The organism is Phyllobacterium sp. P5_D12 (assembly GCF_054049495.1).
Map to the genome: position 1 here is coordinate 1 of NZ_JBFUMG010000407.1, position 4,101 is coordinate 4,101.

Genomic DNA, 4,101 nt, shown 5'->3' on the forward strand with positions numbered 1-4,101 from the left:
GAACAGCGTTGGCACGTTCGGCACCGTGTCCCAGGCGGCCTTCTCGATCTGTTCATCGGTCGCCTGGCGCGGGTCGTCCACATAGCGCTTCAACAGCAGCGCATAGCCAAGGTCACCGCCGTTCGTCTCAAAGGCGTCGCGCACCTCCTGACCGACAGCGGTGGTRCTGCCCGCTTCGCGAATACGCTGGAGCGCATCATAGGCAAGCAGTCCGCTGCGGATGTTGGCTCTGGCGCGATCGACCAGTTCCTTGATGCCCGGAATTTCGGTGGTCAGCGACCGCGTGCCGATCAGGCCCATGACCCAGGGCACGCGCACGGCATAGTGCGTCTCGCGCGCCTCGGTGTCGGGAATACCAAAGACCGTGAAGGCCGCCGGCGCCTGTTCAGTCTCCCACATGGCTTCGATCGCCGCGAGCTTCATCTTCTGGTGCTCGCCGGAGAGGTAGCCGCTCTCGTCGCCAAGGACGACAACGGAAAGCGCGGAGGCGAGGCCGAACGACGCTGCGACAGTCATCGAACGCCTGGCGATCTCGATATGCCTGCCTTTGAGGGCATACCAGGCCGAGACACCGAGGACGAAAATCGATGCCGTCACGTAGCCCGCAGACACTGTGTGCACGAACTTCGCCTGAGCCACCGGATTGAACAAAACCTCATAGAAATCAACGACTTCCATGCGCATCGTCTGCGGATTGAAGGCGGAACCCACTGGGTTTTGCATCCAGCCGTTCGCGATGAGGATCCACAGCGCCGAGAAATTCGATCCCGCTGCCACCGCCCAGGTCGCCGCCAGATGTCCGACCTTCGAAAGCTTGTCCCAACCGAAGAAGAACAACCCGACGAAGGTTGCTTCAAGGAAGAACGCCATCAGCCCTTCGATCGCCAGCGGTGCGCCGAAAATGTCGCCGACATAGTGGCTGTAGTAACTCCAGTTCATGCCGAACTGGAATTCCATCACGATGCCGGTGGCGACGCCGAGAGCAAAATTGATGCCGAACAGCGTGCCCCAGAATTTGGTCATCTGTCGCCAGATGACGCGTCCAGTCATCACATAGACCGTCTCCATGATCGCGAGGAGAACCGACAGTCCAAGCGTCAAGGGCACGAAGAGAAAGTGATAGAGAGCTGTGATCGCAAATTGCAGGCGCGACAGCGCCACGATATCGAGTTCCATAACTTTTACCGGGTCACCCCGGCCCCCTGTTAGCGGCCTTCACCTGGAGTGAACGCCGAATGAAATGTCTGCCTCAGACTTGTCTCAGTCTGGCCGCAGTGCGGCGAAGGCAGCGTCGAATTCCTGTTCTCCCCGTCGCGGCGCGCCGACAATGCGTCCGCGTTCGAGAATTAGCAGCCGGTCGGCGATCATCGCCTCCCGTCTGATATGCGTGGCGATGACGACGGAACGGCCCTGCATTTGCGTTTGAAGGCGCTGCAGCACGTCACGGGCTGTGTCTCCATCGAGACCCTCGGTGGGCTCATCCAGCAGCCAGAGTGGCGTGTCGCGCAAAAGCAGCCGCGCCAGTGCCAGACGGCGGGCCTGACCGCCGGAAATCCCAAACCCGCCTTCGCCAAGCATGGTGTCCAGACCTGCCGGCAGGGCGGCGACGAACTCTCCAAGGCCTGCAACAGCGAGAACGTCGAGAAGACGCGCATCGTCGGCACCTCGATCGGCAAGCCGGAGATTGTCACGCAGACTGTCCTGAAACAGTTCTGTCCTCTGCGTCAGAAGAGTTGCTGGAAGGCGTTCAATGCTGCCTCCTGCAGCCGCAAGCTCGCCAGCGATCARTGCCAGCAATGTGGACTTGCCGGCACCGCTCGCCCCGACAAGCGCGACGCGTTCACCGCGAACGAGAGACAGTGACAGATGCCGAAGCGTGGGGAGGGGTGAGCCATCGTAGCAGACCGAAACGTCCTCGAGCTGAACCGCCAGTTCACCTCGTGGCGAAACCGGTGGTTCGGGGGAGGGGAGGGGGGCGATGTTCGGCCCGATGCGCTTTGCGGCAAGAACAGTACGCCCGAGTTCAACTGCCCCGCGCCGCAGCCCCGCGAAGGGTTCCAGTGCCGCCAGCGCAATCAGCAGACCGAGGGCCGCAACAGGCCCGCCGATCACCCCGCCGCTGACCAATAAAGCGACCGCGTAAAGTGTCCCGCCGAGCAGGAGTGCCGAGGCTATGCCGAAACCGGCTGTGACGAACATCTCGATACGATTGAGCGCATCATCCGTTTGTGACAGGCGACGATCGGAAGCCAATACCGCATTTCGCTGGGCGTCTAGCCGTCCGGCCATGACCAGGTCGATTTGCCCGGCGACGAGATCGATTGTGCGCGAGCGCAGGGTCTCCAGGGCATGAGCGCGGCGGCGCGATGGTTTGGCGGCAAAGCGTGCGGCAATCAGCGGAATGCCGAACCCTGTCAACAGCAGCCACGACCCTGCACCAAGACCCAACAGCGGATGCATGAGCCCGAGAGCGACAGCAATGGCGAGCGCCGTGCAAAGCGCGACGGCTGCGGGGACGAGAATGCGCAGATAAAGCGAATCGAGAGCATCGATATCGGCAGTCAGGCGAAACAGCAGCCTTGCCGGACGCCTCAACAGCCTCTGGGCCGCTCGGCGTTGAGCCCAATTGCGGAAAACCTCTACGCGCAATCCCGCCAGCACACCAAGCGTTGCGTCGTGCGTGGTCAAGCGTTCGCCGTAGCGCGCGGCAGTACGGGCAAGAGCCAGAAAACGGATCGCTGCGGCAGGCGCAAAAACATCGAAAGCGAATGCAGTGGCCGACGACAGCCCCGCTATTGCCGTGGCGGTAATGAACCAGCCGGAAAGCCCTAGCAGGGCGATACCGGCGAGCACTGTTGCCGCCGCCAGCAGAGCGCCCGCCAGAAGCGCAGCGCGCCGCTCAGCAAGGAATAGCGCCAGTATGGGTCTGAATGCGCTCCACAGGGCCATTACACGCCCTCCTGTGGTATTTTCGAGGGCAGGAGCACTACCCTGTCCATGCGGCTCGCGAGGACAGGATCGTGTGTCGCGACGATGAGCGTCTTGCCAGCAGAGATCCTCAGCAGGCTATCCATGATTTCATTGGCGGTGATCGTATCGAGATGTGCGGTCGGTTCATCCGCGAGGATCAGCCCTGCATCCGGATTGGCCGCCGCACGCGCCAAAGCAAGCCTTAAGGTTTCCCCGCCGGAAAGCCCCGATCCCCCTTCACCGATCGGCGCGTTTGCGTGCGCATTGGCTACGTCGTGCAGGGCGGCCTTGCCCAGCGCTGCTCCGATCTCATCGGATCCGATTTCCGGGCGGCCCAGCGCTACATTGTCCGCAACCGTGCCAGCGAAAATATGCGGCTTCTGTCCGACCCAGGCAATGCCTGTCCGAAGCTCTGCCGCGGTGGCCGGCGTGAGCGGAACGTTTCCAACTGCGATCCGCCCGCTTTCATAAGGTGCGAGCCCGGCGATCAAAGCGAGAAGGGTCGATTTTCCCGAGCCGCTTGGGCCCAGCACCGCAATGTGCTCAGCCGGCAAAACATCGAGGCTGAATTGGTCAAAAACCACCAAGCTATTGCCCTTGTGGTGGAATGTGATCTCTTCAACCTGGACGCCCGGAACTGCCGCATGGATCGCAGTTGTATGACTAGCACCCTTGCCGGCACCCGGCAGGACAACGCCATCATCGGACAGCCTATCCAGAGCCTCGATCGCTGCCTCACCCGCAGCCCGGTCGTGCCAGACCGAGGACAACTCACGCAGAGGCTCGAAGAAAGCCGGTGCCAGCAGAAGAATGAAAAGGCCTTCGGTCAGGCTCAGACGCCCGCTCCAGGCACCGAAATTCAACTGGCCGAGCAGATGGAAACCAATATAGACGGCGACCATGGCGACGCCCAGTGCCGCAAACAACTCGAGTACTGCGGATGACAGAAATGCTATTTTGAGCACCGCCATCGTACGTATCCGCAGCGACTGCGCATTGTCGCGCAAGCGATGCGCGGTCAAATCCACGGCGTCCAGTGAACGGATGGTGCCCAAACCGCGCAGCCGGTCGAGCAGGAACGCATTCATGCCGCCCATTTCGACAAGCTGCTTCTCGCTCGCCGCCTTGGCA

The 4,101-nt window shown here is 61.7% G+C and carries 3 protein-coding genes; all 3 read right to left on the minus strand.

Annotated features, from left to right (window positions below):
* On the minus strand, positions 1-1,176 hold a 1,176-nt coding region (locus tag ACXJ5O_RS20530; protein WP_457301511.1), incomplete at its 3' end, for a cytochrome ubiquinol oxidase subunit I.
* 84 nt (positions 1,177-1,260) lie between these two features.
* On the minus strand, positions 1,261-2,949 hold the full coding sequence (cydC, locus tag ACXJ5O_RS20535; protein WP_457301512.1) for a thiol reductant ABC exporter subunit CydC: 1,689 nt from the start codon (positions 2,947-2,949) through the stop codon (positions 1,261-1,263).
* A partial coding sequence (locus ACXJ5O_RS20540; protein WP_457301513.1) for an ATP-binding cassette domain-containing protein occupies positions 2,949-4,101 on the minus strand: 1,153 nt, incomplete at its 5' end. The genes ACXJ5O_RS20540 and cydC, both read right to left, overlap by 1 nt.